Genomic DNA, 18,265 nt, shown 5'->3' on the forward strand with positions numbered 1-18,265 from the left:
CCTCGTGTTCGTGACGACGACGCAGAGCCGCGTGGTGATCGCGGAAGACGAGGCCCTGATCCGGCTGGACCTCAAGGAGATGCTCGAGGAGGACGGCTATGCCGTCGTGGGCGAGGCGGGCGACGGGGAGACGGCGATACGACTCGCCGCCGAACTCAAGCCCGACCTGGTCATCCTCGACATCAAGATGCCCGTCCTGGACGGGCTCTCGGCGGCCGAGCGCATCGCCGCCGAACGCATCGCCCCTGTCGTCATCCTGACGGCCTTCTCGCAGCGCGAGCTGGTCGAACGGGCGCGCGACGCCGGGGCGATGGCCTACTTGGTGAAGCCGTTCAGCAAGTCGGACCTGGTGCCCGCCATCGAGATGGCGGTCAGCCGGTACGCCGAGCTGTCCGCTCTGGAGGCCGAGGTGTCGGGCCTGCAGGACCGCCTGGAGACCCGCAAGCTCGTCGAGCGGGCGAAGGGGCTGCTGCAGAGCCGGCACGGGCTCAGTGAGCCGGAGGCCTTCCGCTGGATCCAGAAGAACTCCATGGACCGCCGACTGACGATGCGCAAGGTCGCCGAGACCGTGGTCGAGACGCTCGAACAGGAGCAGCAGCAGGGCTGATGAGGGTCGGGCGGCCGTCCGGGCGATCCCCGGCGCCTCTGAACCCCGTCGGTCCGGCCCGCTCGCCTTGCGGGCGCCCCGATCGCCGTTTCGTCACGGCCGCCGAACGGAGGCGGCGCCGAGCCGGGTGCACCGCGATGATCCGCGCGCCGCGCCCGCGCTCACGCGCTCCTTCCCGGTTCTCCGTGCACATCCGGCCCCGCCGCATCCGCGGCGGGGCCCTTTTCGTGTCCGGTCCCTGCTTTCATGCCCGGCTCCCGGGCGTTGGCCGCTTCGCGCCCGCCCCCGGTCCCCTGACCGTTCGCCCCCGCCCCGTGGGTCCGGCCGATCCCTTTCGGCTTCCCGCCGTGTCCCCGTGCCCCGGGCCCCGCCGTGCCCCGCCCGGAGTCCCGGTTCCTCGGCCCTCCCGGCGTCCCGGCCTCTCGCGCCCCGCGTGGCCCCGGCGTCCGGAGGCGGCGCCGCGCGCGTGTCTACCGCGTCCTCCCCTCCCGCGTGCAGACGGGTCCCATTCCGATCCGGTCACAGATCTGCACGACGGGGTACCGGTTGGATCACGTCGCATTAGACCTTCTGAACGACCCGCCTAAACCGGGCTAAACTCGCGCCACCGATGGAAAACACCAGGTTCCGGGCGAACCGTCCGGGGCCGGTCCAGTTCTCAGATGCGCAAGGAGCGCGCGTGCGCACACGCCTCGTGACTGTGCTGCTCGCCGTGATCGCCGCTCTCATGGTGATCCCAGGAACGGCAGCGGCAGACGCCCAGGGCGGTGAGAACCTCAACGGTCAGATTCGTCAGCCGACCACCATCGAAGGCCTGGAGATCACGGTCTACGAAGGGTTCGAGGGCGACGAGGTGATCGGTGAGGCCACCACCGACTCTGAAGGAAAGTGGGAAGTGGGGTTGCCCGGCCCGGGCGACTACCGGGTGGTCCTGGACGAGGGCTCGATTCCCGATGAGTACGTGGTCCCGGAGAAGCCGGGGTCGGAGCTGGAGGTGTCCGTCCGCCCGGAGCAGGAGCGGACCGTGGTCTTCCGGTTGCAGACGCCCGCGGAGGCGGCCGAGGAGTCCGCCGAGGCCTCGCAGGAGGCCACCGAGGACGAGGACGGCGGCGGGGACGCCGGCGCCGGTTCGGACGAGGCCGGGGAGGAGGTCCCCGGCGCGGAGGCGGGGGCGTCGTTCTCCGACAGGTTCTTCCAGCTCACGGTGGCGGGCCTGACGTTCGGGCTGATCATCGCGATCTCGTCGGTGGGGCTGTCGCTGATCTTCGGCACCACGCGGATGATCAACTTCGCGCACGGCGACATGGTCACGTTCGGGGCGTTCATGGCGATGATGTTCGCCAACATGACGCTGTTCTCCTCGCTGCACGAGGTGTTCGAGGGCGTGCCGGTGCTGGACTTCGTGTTCAACCCGCTGGTGCTGGGCCTGGTCCTGGCGGTGGTGCTGGGCGGTGCGCTCGGCGCGGGCCTGGAGCGGTTCCTGTGGCGGCCGCTGCGCCGCCGGAACGTGGCGCTGATCCAGATGTTCATCGTGACGATCGGTTTCTCGCTGGTCCTGCGCCACATGCTGCTGGTGGTCTTCGGCGCCCGCCGCGACAAGTACCCCCAGTTCCGGATCCAGGAGGCCTGGGAGCTGGGGCCGGTCTCGATCACGCCGCGCGATGCGGGGATCCTGCTGGTCGCGGTGGTCGTGCTGGTGCTGGTGGCGAGCATGCTGCAGTTCACCCGGATGGGCAAGGCGATGCGCGCGGTGGCCGACAACCGGGATCTGGCCGAGTCGTCGGGGATCGACGTGGACCGGGTGACGCTGTACGTGTGGGGCCTGGGCGGTGCGCTGTCGGCTCTGGGCGGCGTGCTGTACGGGCTGAACGCGACGGTGCACTGGCAGATGGGCTTCCACCTGCTGCTGTTGATGTTCGCGGCGGTGATCCTGGGCGGTCTGGGGACGGCCTACGGGGCGATGGTCGGCGGCCTCGTGGTCGGCCTGGTCGCGATGCTGTCCACGCTGTGGTTCTCGCCGCAGCTGATGAACGTGTGGGCGCTGGGGATCATGATCCTGGTGCTCCTGGTCCGGCCCCAGGGGATCCTGGGCCGCCGTGAGCGAGTGGGCTAGGGGAGCGGTTCGATCATGGACTTCTGGAACATCCTGGTCCTGTCGCTGGAGACGGCGGTGGGCCCGATCGCGGCGGTGTACGTGCTGGCGGCCATCGGGCTGAACATGCACTTCGGCTACACCGGCCTGCTGAACTTCGGCCAGGTGGGCTTCATGCTGGTGGGCGCCTACGGCGTGGGCATCGGCGTGGGCACGTACGGGCTGTCGCTGTGGACGGCGGTGCTGCTGAGCATCGCGTGCGCGACGGTGCTGGCCCTGCTGTTGGGCATCCCGACGCTGCGGCTGCGGGCCGACTACCTGGCGATCACGACGATCGCGGTGGCCGAGGCGGGCCGCCTGATCTACCGGGCGGAGTTCGCGCGGCCGCTGACGGGCGGCGTGTACGGCCGCCAGAGCCTGGCGGAGGGCTTCTACGCCGCGAATCCGATCCCGTCGGGCCGCTACGGCCTGCTGGGCATGGACTTCACGGAGAACCAGCTGTGGCTGATGGTGGTGACCTGGGGCCTGGTGGCGCTGGCGCTGGCGCTGACGGCGTCGCTGATGCACAGCCCGTGGGGCAGGGTCATCAAGGGCATCCGCGAGGACGAGGACGCGGTGCGCAGCCTGGGCAAGGACGTGTTCGTCTACAAGACGCAGAGCCTGGTGCTGGGCGGTGTCCTGGGCGGCCTGGGCGGTGCGATGCTGGCGATCAACCAGCAGAACATCACCCCGGACCAGTTCATGCCGCAGGTGACGTTCTACCTGTGGGCGATGCTGCTGCTGGGCGGTGCCGCGCGGACGTTCGGCGCGGTGCTGGGCCCGATGGTGCTGTGGTTCCTGCTGACGGCGTTCGACGAGACGCTGCGGGCGCTGGTCTCGGCGGACCTGCTGCCGTTCGTCGACGGCAGCGACATCGGGGCGCTGCGGCACGCGTTCGTGGGTCTGGCGCTCGTGCTGCTGATCGTGTACCGGCCGCAGGGCCTCATCGGCGACCGCAAGGAGATGCTGGTCAATGTCAAGTGAGTCGAGGACCGCCGGGGAGGCGGTGCGCGATCGGATGGCCGGTGTCGAGCCCGCGGCCGGCGTGGCCAAGCCGGATCCGATCCTGAAGGCGTCGGGGGTGCGCCGCTCGTTCGGCGGCCTGACGGCGGTGGACGTGGAGCACCTGGAGGTGCAGCGGGGGACGATCACGGCGCTGATCGGCCCGAACGGCGCGGGCAAGTCGACGCTGTTCAATCTGCTGACCGGGTTCGACCGGGTGGACGCGGGCGAGTGGTCGTTCGAGGGCCGTCGGTTGAACGGCCTGGGCGGGCACCGGGTGGCGCGCCAGGGGATGGTGCGCACGTTCCAGCTGACGAAGGCGCTGACCCGGTTGACGGTGCTGGACAACATGCTGTTGGCGGCGCCGGGGCAGGCGGGCGAGCGCCTGCTGGGGGCGCTGTACCGGCCTGTGTGGCGGCGCCAGGAGATGCAGAACCGGGCGCGGGCGATGGAGCTGCTGGCGCGGTTCAAGCTGGACGCGAAGAAGGACGACCTGGCGGGGAGCCTGTCGGGCGGCCAGCGCAAGCTGCTGGAGATGGCGCGCTCGCTGATGGTGAACCCGTCGATGGTGATGCTGGACGAGCCCATGGCGGGGGTGAACCCGGCGCTGGTGCAGTCGCTGCTGGGGCATATCACCTCGCTGCGGGACGATGGCTTGACGGTGCTCTTCGTGGAGCACGACATGGACGTGATCATGGGGATCAGCGACTGGATCGTGGTGTTGGCCCAGGGGCGGGTGATCGCCGAGGGGCGGCCGGACGACATCCGGTCGAACCAGGAGGTGGTCGACGCCTACCTGGGCGCCCACCACGACGAGCCGGGCGGCACCGCGCCGGGTGCGGGGGAGGAGGCCTGATGGCGGACGGCGAGGAGGCGCGCCAGGAGGCCCGCGAGGAGGTGCTGGAGCACAGCGCTTCGGGGCCGGTGCAGGACCGTTCGGAGTTCCTGCTGGTGGCGGATGAGGTCAAGGCGGGCTACATCCCCGAGGTGAACATCCTGGACGGGTGCACGCTGACGCTTCGCGAGGGCGAGGTGGTGGGCGTGATCGGTCCGAACGGGGCGGGCAAGTCCACGCTGATCAAGACGGTCTTCGGGCTGCTCCCGGTGCGCGGGGGCGAGCTGGTGCTGCGGGGGTCGTCGATCGCGAACCTGAGCGCGCACGAGCTGGTGGAGCGGGGCGTGGGGTACGTGCCGCAGACCCAGAACGTGTTCCCGTCGCTGACGGTGGAGGAGAACCTGGAGATGGGGGTCTTCCTGCGCCCGAAGGCGTTCCGGGAGCGGTTCGCGGTGGTGGCGGAGCTGTTCCCGCTGCTGGCGGAGCGCCGCCGGCAGAAGGCGGGGGCGCTGTCGGGCGGTGAGCGCCAGATGGTGGCGATGGGCCGGGCGCTGATGATGGAGCCGTCGGTGGTGCTGTTGGACGAGCCGACGGCGGGGCTGTCGCCGATCTATCAGGACGAGGTGTTCGAGCGGGTCCGGCAGATCAACGCGGCGGGGGTGTCGGTGATCATGGTGGAGCAGAACGCCCGCCGGTGCCTGCAGATCTGTGACCGCGGCTATGTGCTTGATCAGGGGCGGAACGCCTACACGGGCACGGGTCGGGAGCTGTTGGAGGACCCGAACGTGATCGAGTTGTACCTGGGGACGCTGGCGAAGGCGGACTGAGGCCGTCGGCCGACTGCTCGGCTGTCCGGTTGTCCGGCTGTTCGACGGGGGCGGTGCCGTGGGCGCCGCCCCCGTTCGCGTGCTGTAGGGGCGGGGCGAGCGTTCGGCGCCGCGGGTGGGCCGTTCTGCGGGGGTGGTGTTGTGGTCGGCGACGGCGGGTGCGGGCGATCGGAGAGGGGCGTCCGTCCCGGCCTGAGCGGTGCCCTGAGGCGTTGCAGAGACGGTGGCCGGGTGGGGCTGGGGGCGACCTGCGAGTGGCGGTGTGGTTCGCCCCAGAAGGCGGCCGGAGACCGGAGCAGACCTGGGGGCTCCGCTAGCGGTTCCTCCGTGAGGGTGCGGGAAGGGGGCCTGCCCCACCCGGGGGCGGCCTGAGGCGACTTGGGCGGTGGCCGGGCTGGTCTGCGAGCTGCCCGGCCGGTGACGCTGCCGGTCTCTCTTCTCGGGTGGGGGAGGGAGATGCTCGGGCGCTGGAAGGGACCAGGAGCCGTGCTCGGCGCCGTGGGGTCCGTCCCCCGCCGTGGAGCGGTCCCGGAACCGTCCTGGAACCGTCGCCGGGGGCTCGGCCTCGGCCTGGCGGATCGCGGTGCGGACCTCCGCCTTCGGGCCCCGGCCCTCGCGTCTCTGCCCCCGGGCCCCGGCGGCCCGTGCGCATGGAGAAGGCCCCCGCGCGGTAGGAACCGCACGGGGGCCTTCAGCGTCCGCCCCGAGGGGGCGTCGGCCCCTCGCCCGTGGGGCTAGGGGACGGTGATGGTGTCCTGCTTGGAGTGGACACCTTCGTCGTCGAATCCGTAGACCTGGAAGGTCGCGGAGGTCACGTCGCCGTTCTCGTCGAAGTTCAGCGGCCCGCTGACGCCCTGGTAGTCGATGTCCTCACCGTCGGCGATGAGCTGCTTGCACTCCTCGAAGGAGGTGCACTCGGTGCCGTCCTTGGAGACGCCCTCGATCTCGCCGACGAACTCGGTGGGGTCGTTGCTGCCGGCCTGCTCGGCGGCCAGGGCGGTCACCACGGCGCAGTCGTAGACCTGGCCGGAGAACTGGAAGACCTCCAGCTCAGAGTCGAACTCGGTCAGGCCGCTCAGGAAGTCGTCGCTGCCGACGTCGGGCGCGGTGCCCTGGAACCCGGAGACCGCGCCCGGGTCGCTGGAGTCGACCTTCTCGGCGAGCCCCTCGTCGTTGAGGCCGTCGGTGGCGTACATCTGGTCGGCGCCCACGCCCTCTTCGATGAGGCCGGTGATGATCTGCACGCCCTCTTCGAAGGAGACCATGAGGGCGGCGTCGGCCTCGGCCCCGGCCAGCTCGTTGACGACGGCGTCGAAGTTGGGGGCGTTGGGGTCGTAGCCCTCGTTGTAGACGACCTCGATACCGTTCTCCTCGAGCGCGTCGGCGGCGGCGTTGGCCAGGCCCTCGCCGTAGTCGTCCGCGCGGTAGGTGACGGCGACGCTCTGGTGCCCGTCGGATGCGATCTTCTCGGCGAGCACGGGGCCCTGGAGGAGGTCGCTCGGGGCGGTGCGCCAGTAGTAGCCGGTCTCGTCCTCCTCGGCCAGCCCGGGGGCGGTGTTGGACCCCGAGCACTGCACCACCTCGTTGCTGGTGACGGTGTCCATGATGGCCTGGGTCATGCCCGAGGCCGCGGCGCCCAGGATGATGTCGGCGCCCTGGTCGACGTGGCGCTGGGCGGCGTCGTTGGCCTGGGCGGCGTCGTTGGCCTCGTCGCCTTCGAGGAAGTCGGGCAGTTCGGCGCCGTTGACGCCGCCGGCCGCGTTGATCTCCTGCAGGGCGTACTTGGCGGCCGACTCCTGGGGCGGGCCGAGGTGGGCGAGGTCACCGGTCTGGGGGAAGACGAACCCGAACTGCAGGGCGTCTCCTTCACCACCTCCGCCGCCGTTTCCGCCGTCGCCGCCGCATGCGGTGAGGCCCAGGGTGAGGGCCGCGGCCGCAGCTGTGAGGCTGAGGGCCTTGGTGCTCGGCATTCAGGTCTCTCCGTTCAACCGGCTGGATCGGTTTCGAGGTCGGGGCAGGCGGCTCAGCGGGGCGCGTCCGGGCGGCTGGGAACAACCGTCCGCCTGACGCGCTTAACCGACTGCGTTAGCGGAGCTTAATTCGCTCTGGGGTGGTTTCGAAAGAAGGCCGGTTCTGTTGCTGCCGAGTCGGGTTCATGCCGTTATCGGGTCGTAGTGAAGGGCGGCACAACCGGAGGTGATCGGCGTCGTCGCAGTTCGGGCGGGTGATGGGGTGGTCGCGGGGCGTGTGCGGGCATGGGTCGTGTCCGCTGGCGTGGTGGAGCTCTCCGGGCCCCGGCCGCCCGCATCGACACCCTTGTTGATCTCGGGAGAGTCGGGGTAATACCGGCGAGTATTACCCCGACTCTCCCGAGATCAACGCCAAGGAAGGGGCGCACCGGGGGCGGGGTCGCCGATCGAGGTGCAGCGGCCGCATAGCTCACAAGGACGCGGCCGACAGTTCCACCACTCCAGCGGACACGCCCCGGGCATGGGCGGGCACGAAGAGAGGGCCCGCCCGGGGCGTCCCCGGGCGGGCCCTCGTCCGCCGGTCGGCGCGGCGCGCGGCCGCGGGCGGCTCAGGCGTCGCGCAGCATGCACGTCAGGCGGGAGGTGCACACCCGCTTGCCGTCCTCGCGGGTGATCTCGATCTCCCAGGTGGCCAGGGTGCGCCCGGTGTGCACGGGGGTGGCCACGCCGGTGATGTGCCCCTCGGTGGCCGGGCGGTGGTGGGTGGCGCTGATCTCGATGCCGACGGCGATCCGGCCCTCGCCGGCGATGAGCGCGGAGCCGACCGAGCCCAGGGTCTCGGCGAGCACGCAGGAGGCGCCGCCGTGCAGGATCCCGTAGGGCTGGGTGTTGCCGTCCACGGGCATGCGCCCCACCACCCGCTCGGGGGAGGCCTCCAGGAGCTCCAGACCCATGCGGTCGCCGAGGGAGCCGCCGGAGCTGGTGCTGCCCATGATCTCGGCGAGCTGCTCGGCGTTGAGGGTCATGGCGGGGTGCCCCTTTCCAGGAGGTGGTGCGCCCTTCGGGGCGCGTTCGCGGCGGCGACGGGCCCGGCGGTGCGCGGGCCACGCGAAAAAGTCCGCACCGCATCCTAGGATTCCCCTGTGGCGAACACACAGCAGACCCCCGGTCAGAGCAGTACAGGCGGCGCGTCCGCGGCGGGCGGCGGTGGCCGCCTGCTGTTGGTGGACGGGCACTCGATGGCGTTCCGCGCCTTCTTCGCGCTCCCGGTCGAGAAGTTCGGGACGACGACGGGACAGTCCACCAACGCGGTGTACGGGTTCACGTCGATGCTGATCAAGCTCTTGCGCGAGGAGGAGCCCACGCACATCGCGGTGGCCTGGGACGTGTCCGGGCCGACGTTCCGGCACGAGGCCTACGGGGACTACAAGGACGGCCGGGCCGACACCCCGCCGGAGTTCCCCTCGCAGGTGGAGCTGGTCCAGGAGCTGCTGCGGCTGCTGGGCATGACGTCGGTGTCGGTGCAGGGCTTCGAGGCCGACGACGTGATCGCCACCCTGGCGGGGCAGGCCGGCGCCGCGGGCATGGAGGTGCTCATCGCCTCGGGCGACCGGGACGCCTTCCAGCTGGTCGACGGCGGGTGCACGGTGCTCTACCCGGGCAAGAGCGTGTCGGACCTGACGCGGATGACGCCCGAACGGGTGGAGGAGAAGTACGGCGTGCCGCCGGAGCGCTACCGCGACCTGGCGGCGCTGGTGGGGGAGAAGGCCGACAACCTGCCGGGCGTTCCGGGGGTCGGGCCCAAGACGGCGGCCAAGTGGATCCTGAAGTACGGGTCGCTGGACGAGCTGGTGGCCCGCGCCGAGGAGCTCACCGGCAAGGCCGGGCAGAACTTCCGCGACCACCTGGACGACGTGCTGCGCAACCAGCGGCTCAACCTCCTGGTGGGCGATGTGCCGCTGGAGGTGGGCCTGTCCGATCTGGAGCCGGGGACCGCCGACGCCCAGGGGGTGAACACCCTCTTCGACGACCTGGAGTTCGCCTCGACCCTGCGCGACCGGCTGTTCCAGGTGGTGGGCACCGGGCAGGCCGAGCAGGAGCCCGACGCCGGCGAGGACTTCGACGACGCGGTGCAGGTGCCCGCGCCGGGGGAGCTGGGCGCGTGGCTGGACGGGCACGCCTCCGGCGGCCGGTCGGGGGTGGCCTTCTCCGGCACGTGGGGTGCGGGGACGGGCGCCCTGGAGGCGGTGGCCGTGGCCGCGCCGGACGGGGCCGCCGCCTACGTCGACCCCGCCTCGCTGGGCGAGGAGGACGAGCGCGCGTTCGCCGCGTGGCTGTCCGCGCAGGACCGGCCCAAGGCCGTGCACGAGGCCAAGGGGCCGCTGCTCGCGGCGTTCGCGCACGGCTGGGACCTGCAGGGGGTCAGCAGCGACACGGCGGTCGCCGCCTACCTGGTGCAGCCGGGCCAGCGCAAGACGGGCCTGGAGGACATGTGCCGCCAGTACCTGAACAAGGAGCTGGTCCGGCGCCAGGAGGAGGGCGGCCAGCTCTCGCTCGACGTGGGCGGCGACGGCGGGGACGGCGACGCCGACGGGGCGGCCCGCGCGGACCTGGCGGTGCGGGCCCGCGCCACCCGCGAGCTGGCCGACCGGCTGGACGCGCTGCTGGAGCAGCGCGGCGGAGCCGGGTTGATGGCCGACGTCGAGCTGCCGCTGGTGCGGGTGCTGGCCGGTCTGGAGCGCGCCGGGATCGCCGCCGACCGGGACTACCTGGACTCCCTGGAGGCCGAGTTCGCCGCCGAGCAGCGCCGCGCGGTGGAGGAGGCGCACCGGGTGGTGGGCCGGGAGTTCAACCTGGGCTCGCCCAAGCAGCTGCAGCAGGTGCTCTTCGAGGAGCTGGGGCTGCCGAGGACCAAGAAGATCAAGACGGGCTACACCACCGACGCCGACGCCCTGGCGTGGCTGGCGACCCAGACCGAGAACGAGCTGCCGGCGATCCTGCTGCGCCACCGGGACCAGACCCGGCTGCGCACCACGGTCGAGGGCCTGGTCAAGACCATCGCCGAGGACGGGCGGATCCACACCACCTTCAACCAGACGGTGGCGGCCACCGGGCGGCTGAGCTCGGTGGAGCCCAACCTGCAGAACATCCCGGTGCGCACCGACGCCGGGCGGAGGATCCGCCGCGCGTTCGTGGTGGGGCCGGGCTACGACGCGCTGATGACCGCCGACTACAGCCAGATCGAGCTGCGGATCATGGCGCACCTGTCCCAGGACGAGGCGCTCATCGAGGCCTTCCAGACCGGGCACGACTTCCACGCCGAGATCGCGGCGCGGGTCTTCGGCACCGAGCCGGAGCAGGTCGGCGGCGAGGAGCGGGCGCGCATCAAGGCGATGAACTACGGGCTGGCCTACGGGCTCAGCGAGTTCGGGCTCTCCCAGCAGCTGGGCGTCTCCCCGGGGGAGGCCCGCACCCTGATGGAGGACTTCTTCCAGGTCTTCGGCGGGGTGCGGGACTACCTGCACGAGGTGGTCGAGCAGGCGCGGCGGGACGGCTACACCGAGACGATCCTGGGGCGCCGCCGCTACCTGCCCGACCTGACCAGCGACAACCGGCAGCGCCGGCAGATGGCCGAGCGGATGGCGCTGAACGCGCCCATCCAGGGCTCGGCCGCCGACATCATCAAGGTCGCCATGCTGGACGTGGACCGGGCCCTGCGCGAGGGCGGGCACCGGGCGCGGGCGCTGCTGCAGGTCCATGACGAGCTCGTGCTGGAGGTGCCCGAGGACGAGGTGGAGCCGGTGCGCAAGCTGGTCTCGGAGGAGATGTCCGGCGCCTACGACCTGCGCGTGCCCCTCGCGGTCTCGGTCGGCCTGGGAGAGAACTGGCGCGACGCCGCGCACTAGCGGCGCGTCCGGCGGGGCGTTCCCGGGGCGTGTCCGCTGGAGCGGTGTCCTTTCCGTCCGTCCGGTTCAGCGCCGTCGTCACGCCTCTGAGCCGGCCCCGTCGGGCCGGGGCCTGCCGGTTCGGGGCGTCTTCCGGTCGCGTCGGCCCTTTCGCGGGGCGGTGGCCCGGCCCACGGCCGTGTCCGGAAGCGGGCGCCTGCGTCCGGAATCTCCGAGAATCGGGATGCCGTGCGGCGCCACGGCGGTTACGCTCTGAGCGGAACGACGGCCCAGGACGATCATGATGGAGGCACCGGAGATGGCGGACCGCGGCGACGCGCAGGGCGTGCCCGCCCTGCCCGAGGCGGAGCTGGTCTGGCGCTTCTCCCGGTCCGGCGGGCCGGGCGGCCAGCACGTCAACACCTCGGACACGCGCGCGACGGTGTCGCTGGACGTGGCCGCGACCTCCGTGCTGACCGGGCGCCAGCGCGAGCGCGCCCTGGAGCGGCTGGCGGGGCGGCTGCGCGGCACCGTGCTGACGGTCAGCGCCTCCGACACCAGGTCGCAGGCGCGCAACCGGGAGCTGGCCGCCGAGCGGCTGCGCGCCGCGCTGGACGCGGCGTGCGCTCCGCCGCCCCGGGAGCGGCGGCCCACCCGGCCCGGCCGCGGGGCGCGCCGGCGCCGGCTGGAGGACAAGCGGCGCCGCTCGGCGCTCAAGCGCTCCCGCTCGTGCCGAAGCGACGACTGAGGCGATCCTGGGGCGCCGTTTCGGAAGCCGCCGCGCAGGGCGGGGCGTCTTTCCGCTCGCGGGCGCGGGCGGGTAGCATGCGCAGAATGGGGACTTGGCCCCTTTGCGGGCCGGGATTCCGATTGACCAGGGGGCTCGGGTCTCATATTCTGGCCGGAGCGCTGTGGGCACCCGTGCGCAACGCGGTCCTGACCGACCGTACTTAACGACCGCGGACGGGTGGCGGCGGCGCATCTAACCTAGCCATTGTCCGCATCCGGAGTCCACCCACACATGACGAGCAGCACCGAGGCAACCTCGACACCCCAGGTAGCGATCGACGACATCGGGTCCGAGGAAGCCTTCCTCGCGGCGATCGACGAGACCATCAAGTACTTCAACGATGGGGACATCGTTGAAGGCACCATCGTGAAGGTCGATCGAGACGAGGTCTTGCTCGACATCGGCTACAAGACCGAAGGGGTGATCCCCTCCCGGGAGTTGTCGATCAAGCACGACGTCGACCCGGGCGAGGTCGTGGCCGTCGGCGACCACGTCGAGGCCCTGGTCCTCCAGAAGGAGGACAAGGAGGGCCGGCTGATCCTGTCCAAGAAGCGCGCCCAGTACGAGCGCGCCTGGGGCACGATCGAGAAGATCAAGGAGGAGGACGGCGTCGTCACCGGCACGGTGATCGAGGTCGTCAAGGGCGGTCTGATCCTCGACATCGGCCTGCGCGGCTTCCTGCCCGCCTCGCTCGTGGAGATGCGTCGCGTCCGCGACCTTCAGCCCTACGTCGGCCGCGAGCTCGAGGCCAAGATCATCGAGCTGGACAAGAACCGCAACAACGTGGTCCTGTCCCGCCGCGCCTGGCTGGAGCAGACCCAGTCCGAGGTCCGCCAGACCTTCCTCAACACCCTGCAGAAGGGCCAGATCCGCAAGGGCGTGGTCTCCTCGATCGTCAACTTCGGCGCCTTCGTCGATCTGGGCGGCGTGGACGGCCTGGTGCACGTCTCGGAGCTGTCCTGGAAGCACATCGACCACCCGAGCGAGGTCGTCGAGGTCGGCCAGGAGGTCACCGTCGAGGTCCTTGACGTCGACATGGAGCGCGAGCGCGTCTCCCTGTCGCTCAAGGCCACGCAGGAGGACCCCTGGCAGCAGTTCGCTCGCACCCACCAGATCGGGCAGGTCGTTCCGGGCAAGGTCACCAAGCTGGTGCCGTTCGGTGCGTTCGTCCGCGTCGAGGAGGGCATCGAGGGCCTGGTGCACATCTCCGAGCTGGCCGAGCGCCACGTGGAGATCCCCGAGCAGGTCGTGCAGGTCGGCACCGAGATCTTCGTCAAGATCATCGACATCGACCTGGACCGCCGCCGGATCAGCCTCTCGCTGAAGCAGGCCAACGAGAGCGTCTCCCCCGAGCAGGAGGAGTTCGACCCCACGCTCTACGGCATGGCCGCCGAGTACGACGAGCAGGGGAACTACAAGTACCCCGAGGGCTTCGACCCCGAGACCGGCGAGTGGATGGAGGGCTTCGAGGTCCAGCGGGACGAGTGGGAGCGCCAGTACGCCATGGCGCAGTCCCGCTTCGAGGCGCACCGCAAGCAGGTCGCCGAGGCCCGTGCCGCCGAGGCCGAGGCCGAGGCCGGCGGCGGGTACGAGGAGGAGGCTCCGGCCCCCGCGCCCGCCGGCGGCGGTGGCGGTGGCGGCGGCAGCGCCTCCAGCGGCGCCGACTCCACCGGCGGTGCCCTGGCCTCCGACGAGGCCCTGGCCGCGCTGCGGGAGAAGCTCGCGGGCGGCGGCGAGTAGCCACCGCCTCCCCGCCGGGACTCCGGCGCGGACATCGCGAACCGCCGAGGGCCGCTCCCCGTACCGGGGGGCGGCCCTCCGCTATGCTCGGCGCGCACCCGCACGCGAGAGGGAGCCCATGCGCGCCGACACCCCGCCCGAACCGGCCGTCACCGCGGCCGCGCCCGAGGACGCGGGCCCGATCTGGTCCCTGCAGCGCGCCGCCTACCTGACCGAGGCGCAGCTGTACGGGGACCCCTACCTCCCGCCGCTGACCGAGGGGCGCGAGCAGGTGCGGGCCTCCTTCGACCGGGGCCCGGTGCTCAAGGCGGTGCTGGAGGGGCGCATCGTGGGCGCCGTGCGCGGCGTCGCCGCCGACCGCGCGTTCCTGGTCAACCGGCTGGCCGTGGCGCCGGACGTGCGGCGGCGGGGGATCGGCCGGGCCCTCATGGCCGAGCTGGAGCGCCGCGCCGCCGCCGACCACCCGGGGCTGGAGCGCTTCGCGCTGGCCACCGGGCACGGCAGCGAGGACAACCTGCGCTTCTTCCGCTCCCTGGGCTACACCGAGGCCTCCCGGGAGCGCCTGTCGGACCACCTGGTGCTGGTGCACCTGGGCAAGCCGGCGCCCGGCGCCGCACCCGGGGAGCCGGTGCCGTAGTCTCGGCCCCATGCTTCGAGTGGGACTGACCGGGGGCATCGGCTCCGGCAAGAGCGAGGTGGCGCGGCGCCTGGGCGAGGCGGGCGCGCTGGTGGTCGACGCCGACGCGATCGCCCGCGAGGTCGTCGAGCCGGGCACCCCGGGGCTGGCCGAGGTGGTGGCCGAGTTCGGGGAGGGCGTGCTGGACGCCGACGGGCGCCTGGACCGGCCCCGGCTGGGCGAGATCGTCTTCTCCGACACGGCCCGGCTGACCCGGCTGAACGCCATCGTGCACCCCCGGGTGGCCGAGCGCACCCGGGAGCTGATGGAGCGCGCCCCCGAGGGGGCGGTCGTGGTCGACGATGTTCCGCTCCTGGTGGAGAACGGCCTGCAGGAGCTGTACGACGTGGTGGTGGTCGTGGACGCCCCCGAGGAGCTGCGGGTGGAGCGCCTGGTCGGGGACCGCGGCATGCCCGAGGAGCAGGCGCGGGCCCGGATCCGCGCCCAGGCCGAGCGCGAGGAGCGGCTGGCCGTCGCCGACATCGTGGTGGACAACTCCGGCACCCGCGAGGAGCTGGACGCCCGCGTGGCCCAGGTGTGGAAGGAGCTGCGCGCCCGCGCCGACCAGGGGTGAGCCGCGCCCCGCGCGGTCCGCCGCCCCGGGCCGGGGCCCCGGGGAATGGCCGGGCGACGCCGCCGGTTGCACGCATCGGTCCGGCGCTGTCGCAGGGCGGCGCTAGGTTGGAGGGTGCGGGCACCTGCGGCCCGCGCGGCACGGAGGCGACGATGGGGGCGGCATGCGACCGGTGACCGACATCCAGCGCAAGAAGGCGCCGTTCGAGGTGGTCTCGGACATGGTTCCGGCGGGCGACCAGCCCGCGGCCATCGCCGACCTGGCGGGCCGGGTCGGGGCCGGGGACCGCGACACGGTGCTGCTGGGCGCCACCGGTACCGGCAAGACCGCCACGGTGGCCTGGATGGTGGAGCAGGTGCAGCGCCCCACCCTGGTCATGCAGCCCAACAAGACGCTGGCCGCGCAGTTCGCCAACGAGCTGCGCCAGATGCTGCCGAACAACGCGGTCGAGTACTTCGTCTCCTACTACGACTACTACCAGCCCGAGGCCTACGTCCCGCAGACCGACACCTACATCGAGAAGGACTCCTCCATCAACGACGAGGTGGAGCGGCTGCGGCACTCGGCGACCAACTCGCTGCTCACCCGCCGCGACACCGTGGTGGTGGCGTCGGTGTCGTGCATCTACGGCCTGGGGACCCCGCAGGAGTACGTGGACCGGATGGCGCGGCTCCAGGTCGGCATGGAGGTCGACCGGGACGAGCTGCTGCGCCGGCTGGTGGAGATGCAGTACACCCGCAACGACACCGCGTTCACCCGCGGCACCTTCCGGGTGCGGGGCGACACCGTGGAGATCATCCCGGTGTACGAGGAGCTCGCGGTGCGCATCGAGATGTTCGGCGACGAGGTCGAGCGCCTGCTGACGCTGCACCCGCTGACCGGGGAGGTGCTGGGCGAGGACGAGGAGGTCTTCCTCTTCCCGGCCTCGCACTACGTGGCCGGGCCCGAGCGGCTGGAGCGGGCGGTCGGCCAGATCGAGGCCGAGCTGTCCGAGCGGCTCTCGGAGCTGGAGGCCCAGGGCAAGCTGCTGGAGGCGCAGCGGCTGCGGATGCGCACCACATACGACATCGAGATGCTGCGCCAGGTCGGCAGCTGCTCGGGTGTGGAGAACTACTCGCGGCACTTCGACGGCCGCGAGCCCGGCAGCGCCCCCAACACCCTGCTGGACTACTTCCCCGAGGACTTCCTGCTGGTCGTCGACGAGTCGCACGTGACCGTGCCGCAGATCGGCGCGATGTACGAGGGCGACGCGGCGCGCAAGCGCACACTGGTCGACCACGGGTTCCGGCTGCCCTCGGCGATGGACAACCGCCCGCTGAAGTGGGAGGAGTTCCTGGAGCGGATCGGGCAGACGGTGTACCTGTCGGCGACCCCGGGCCCCTACGAGCTGCGGCAGAGCGGCGGCGACGTGGTCGAGCAGGTGATCCGCCCGACCGGGCTGGTCGACCCCGAGGTGGTGGTCAAGCCCACCGACGGCCAGATCGACGACCTGGTGCACGAGATCCAGGAGCGGGCCGGGCGCCAGGAGCGGGTGCTGGTGACCACGCTGACCAAGAAGATGGCCGAGGACCTCACCGACTACTTCGCCGAGCTGGGCATCCGGGTGCGCTACCTGCACAGCGAGGTGGACACGCTGCGCCGGGTGGAGCTGCTGCGCGAGCTGCGGGCCGGCGAGTTCGACGTGCTGGTCGGCATCAACCTGCTGCGGGAGGGCCTGGACCTGCCCGAGGTGTCCCTGGTGGCGATCCTGGACGCCGACAAGGAGGGGTTCCTGCGCTCGGAGACCTCGCTGATCCAGACGATCGGCCGCGCGGCCCGGAACGTGGCCGGGCAGGTGCACATGTACGCCGACACGGTCACCGACTCCATGCGGCGCGCCATCGACGAGACCAACCGGCGCCGGGCCAAGCAGCTGGCCTACAACGACGAGCACGGGATTGACCCGCAGCCGCTGCGCAAGCAGATCGCCGACATCCTCGACTCGCTGGCCCGGGAGGACGTGGACACCCAGGAGCTGATCGGGTCCGGGTACCGCAAGACGCCGACCCCGACGGCGGGCGGCGAGGGGCGCGCGGACGTGTCGCAGATGCCGCGGGCGGAGCTGGCCTCGCTCATCGAGCAGCTGGACGAGCAGATGCACCAGGCCGCCGCGGACCTGCAGTTCGAGCTGGCGGCGCGCCTGCGCGACGAGATCAAGGAACTGAAGCGCGAGCTGCGCGGCATGGACGCCGCCGGCGTGGAGTGAGCTGGGGCGTCCGCAGCCCCAACGGCCGCGCGACCGGCCGGGCGTGCGTACGCCCTGCCCGCAGCACTGGGAGCCCGTCGGCTGGATGAATCCTGAAGAGCACCGCGACGTGGAGGGCGAATCCGATGAACGGCCTGCCCCTGAGGGATGACGAAGGAACAGTGCATGCGGAAAGTAGTCATCTGACTACAGATACTCCTTGTCGAGGGCTGGTTTTTAATAAAGAAACGGTAACGCCCTGAGTTCTCGCAGGTCGAAAAGTGCGAGCCCCACGCACGTGGGGATGGACCGCTGCCGAACCTGTGGGTCTCCCCGAACGGTACGCGAGCCCCACGCACGTGGGGATGGACCGCTGCCGAACCTGTGGGTCTCCCCGAACGGTACGCGAGCCCCACGCACGTGGGGATGGACCGTTCAGGCGGGTCGCGGCGTGCATGTAGTCGTCGCGAGCCCCACGCACGTGGGGATGGACCGACGAAGGCCTTCGCCGCCTTCGCCGCCTGACCGCGAGCCCCACGCACGTGGGGATGGACCGTTCCGCCAGGCGTTTCCACCGGACCGCTTCGCGCGAGCCCCACGCACGTGGGGATGGACCGGCCACCGGGACATGTCGGGCGGGAGGTCGGCCGCGAGCCCCACGCACGTGGGGATGGACCGGCGGTCGCGCGGCTGCTCACCGGCGCCAGTCCGCGAGCCCCACGCACGTGGGGATGGACCGGCGTCGGAGATCGCGGCCGTGAGCGGCTTGAGGCGAGCCCCACGCACGTGGGGATGGACCGGACGGCCGCCGGATCCGCTTCACTACGCGCACGCGAGCCCCACGCACGTGGGGATGGACCGCGCTGGCAGAGCAGGCCCTGCTCACCCGGTACGCGAGCCCCACGCACGTGGGGATGGACCGACCATGCGCGGGTCCGGGTGGATGCCCAGGGCGCGATGAGCTGAACCGGGTTTTGTAGAGTCAGTTGTCCTTGTTTCAGGCCG

13 protein-coding genes and 1 CRISPR repeat array are annotated in these 18,265 nt (G+C 71.7%); of the genes, 11 read left to right on the top strand and 2 right to left on the bottom strand.

Going from position 1 to position 18,265, the window contains the following annotated elements:
* The first annotated feature begins 31 nt into the window (after positions 1 to 31).
* The 5 genes from C892_RS0115115 (at position 32) to C892_RS0115135 (ending at position 5,402) form a co-directional block, all read left to right on the top strand.
* On the top strand, positions 32 to 607 hold the full coding sequence (locus tag C892_RS0115115) for an ANTAR domain-containing response regulator (RefSeq protein WP_017540506.1): 576 nt from the start codon (positions 32 to 34) through the stop codon (positions 605 to 607).
* A 700-nt stretch (positions 608 to 1,307) separates the two neighbouring features.
* Positions 1,308 to 2,720 (top strand): ABC transporter permease subunit, encoded by a 1,413-nt coding sequence (locus tag C892_RS0115120; RefSeq protein WP_017540507.1) that lies wholly within the window; start codon positions 1,308 to 1,310, stop codon positions 2,718 to 2,720.
* A 15-nt stretch (positions 2,721 to 2,735) separates the two neighbouring features.
* Positions 2,736 to 3,722 carry a branched-chain amino acid ABC transporter permease gene (locus C892_RS0115125; protein ID WP_017557904.1) on the top strand — a complete coding sequence of 329 codons (987 nt, stop codon included), beginning with the start codon at positions 2,736 to 2,738 and terminating at the stop codon, positions 3,720 to 3,722.
* 34 nt (positions 3,723 to 3,756) lie between these two features.
* A complete protein-coding gene (locus C892_RS0115130) occupies positions 3,757 to 4,596 on the top strand; it encodes an ABC transporter ATP-binding protein (protein WP_017557905.1) in 840 nt (279 codons plus the stop codon).
* Complete coding sequence (locus C892_RS0115135) at positions 4,596 to 5,402, top strand: ABC transporter ATP-binding protein (RefSeq protein WP_017540510.1); 807 nt, start codon at positions 4,596 to 4,598, stop codon at positions 5,400 to 5,402. The genes C892_RS0115130 and C892_RS0115135 overlap by 1 nt, the downstream gene beginning before the upstream one ends.
* A gap of 734 nt (positions 5,403 to 6,136) precedes the next feature.
* Here C892_RS0115135 and C892_RS0115140 read toward each other — a convergent pair.
* Positions 6,137 to 7,372, bottom strand: a complete 1,236-nt coding sequence (locus tag C892_RS0115140; RefSeq protein ID WP_017557906.1) for an ABC transporter substrate-binding protein — start codon at positions 7,370 to 7,372, stop codon at positions 6,137 to 6,139.
* A 608-nt stretch (positions 7,373 to 7,980) separates the two neighbouring features.
* Positions 7,981 to 8,397, bottom strand: coding sequence for a PaaI family thioesterase (locus C892_RS0115145; RefSeq protein WP_017540512.1), 417 nt, complete (start codon positions 8,395 to 8,397; stop codon positions 7,981 to 7,983).
* A 117-nt stretch (positions 8,398 to 8,514) separates the two neighbouring features.
* Between C892_RS0115145 and polA the strand changes: the two genes are divergently transcribed.
* The 6 genes from polA to uvrB all read left to right on the top strand — a co-directional run bounded on the left by polA (position 8,515) and on the right by uvrB (position 17,281).
* On the top strand, positions 8,515 to 11,277 hold the full coding sequence (gene polA, locus C892_RS0115150; protein ID WP_083934386.1) for a DNA polymerase I: 2,763 nt from the start codon (positions 8,515 to 8,517) through the stop codon (positions 11,275 to 11,277).
* A gap of 283 nt (positions 11,278 to 11,560) precedes the next feature.
* The gene (gene arfB / locus C892_RS0115155; protein ID WP_026124377.1) at positions 11,561 to 12,004 is read left to right on the top strand and encodes an alternative ribosome rescue aminoacyl-tRNA hydrolase ArfB; all 444 of its coding nucleotides are present in this window, start codon (positions 11,561 to 11,563) and stop codon (positions 12,002 to 12,004) included.
* Positions 12,005 to 12,277: 273 nt separating this feature from the next.
* The gene (gene rpsA / locus C892_RS0115160) at positions 12,278 to 13,786 is read left to right on the top strand and encodes a 30S ribosomal protein S1 (RefSeq protein ID WP_017557909.1); all 1,509 of its coding nucleotides are present in this window, start codon (positions 12,278 to 12,280) and stop codon (positions 13,784 to 13,786) included.
* 118 nt (positions 13,787 to 13,904) lie between these two features.
* Positions 13,905 to 14,423: a GNAT family N-acetyltransferase gene (locus C892_RS0115165; protein WP_017557910.1), complete on the top strand. Its 519-nt coding sequence runs from the start codon at positions 13,905 to 13,907 to the stop codon at positions 14,421 to 14,423.
* A 10-nt stretch (positions 14,424 to 14,433) separates the two neighbouring features.
* On the top strand, positions 14,434 to 15,036 hold the full coding sequence (gene coaE / locus C892_RS0115170) for a dephospho-CoA kinase (RefSeq protein WP_026124378.1): 603 nt from the start codon (positions 14,434 to 14,436) through the stop codon (positions 15,034 to 15,036).
* A 163-nt stretch (positions 15,037 to 15,199) separates the two neighbouring features.
* Complete coding sequence (gene uvrB, locus C892_RS0115175; protein ID WP_017557911.1) at positions 15,200 to 17,281, top strand: excinuclease ABC subunit UvrB; 2,082 nt, start codon at positions 15,200 to 15,202, stop codon at positions 17,279 to 17,281.
* A 261-nt stretch (positions 17,282 to 17,542) separates the two neighbouring features.
* A CRISPR array of direct repeats spans positions 17,543 to 18,182; the repeat unit is 30 nt; unit sequence CGCGAGCCCCACGCACGTGGGGATGGACCG.
* Positions 18,183 to 18,265: the final 83 nt, after the last annotated feature.

Source organism: Nocardiopsis baichengensis YIM 90130 (genome assembly GCF_000341205.1).
GTDB classification, from domain to species: Bacteria; Actinomycetota; Actinomycetes; order Streptosporangiales; family Streptosporangiaceae; genus Nocardiopsis_A; species Nocardiopsis_A halophila.

What these genes read in the sequence shown, in the direction of transcription:
- C892_RS0115165 (WP_017557910.1), top strand. Translation starts at nt 13,905, where the DNA reads ATGCGCGCCGACACCCCGCCCGAACCGGCCGTCACCGCGGCCGCGCCC.
- C892_RS0115145 (WP_017540512.1), bottom strand. Translation starts at nt 8,397, where the DNA reads ATGACCCTCAACGCCGAGCAGCTCGCCGAGATCATGGGCAGCACCAGC.
- C892_RS0115135 (WP_017540510.1), top strand. Translation starts at nt 4,596, where the DNA reads ATGGCGGACGGCGAGGAGGCGCGCCAGGAGGCCCGCGAGGAGGTGCTG.
- C892_RS0115130 (WP_017557905.1), top strand. Translation starts at nt 3,757, where the DNA reads ATGGCCGGTGTCGAGCCCGCGGCCGGCGTGGCCAAGCCGGATCCGATC.
- C892_RS0115125 (WP_017557904.1), top strand. Translation starts at nt 2,736, where the DNA reads ATGGACTTCTGGAACATCCTGGTCCTGTCGCTGGAGACGGCGGTGGGC.
- uvrB (WP_017557911.1), top strand. Translation starts at nt 15,200, where the DNA reads ATGCGACCGGTGACCGACATCCAGCGCAAGAAGGCGCCGTTCGAGGTG.
- coaE (WP_026124378.1), top strand. Translation starts at nt 14,434, where the DNA reads ATGCTTCGAGTGGGACTGACCGGGGGCATCGGCTCCGGCAAGAGCGAG.
- arfB (WP_026124377.1), top strand. Translation starts at nt 11,561, where the DNA reads ATGGAGGCACCGGAGATGGCGGACCGCGGCGACGCGCAGGGCGTGCCC.
- rpsA (WP_017557909.1), top strand. Translation starts at nt 12,278, where the DNA reads ATGACGAGCAGCACCGAGGCAACCTCGACACCCCAGGTAGCGATCGAC.
- C892_RS0115140 (WP_017557906.1), bottom strand. Translation starts at nt 7,372, where the DNA reads ATGCCGAGCACCAAGGCCCTCAGCCTCACAGCTGCGGCCGCGGCCCTC.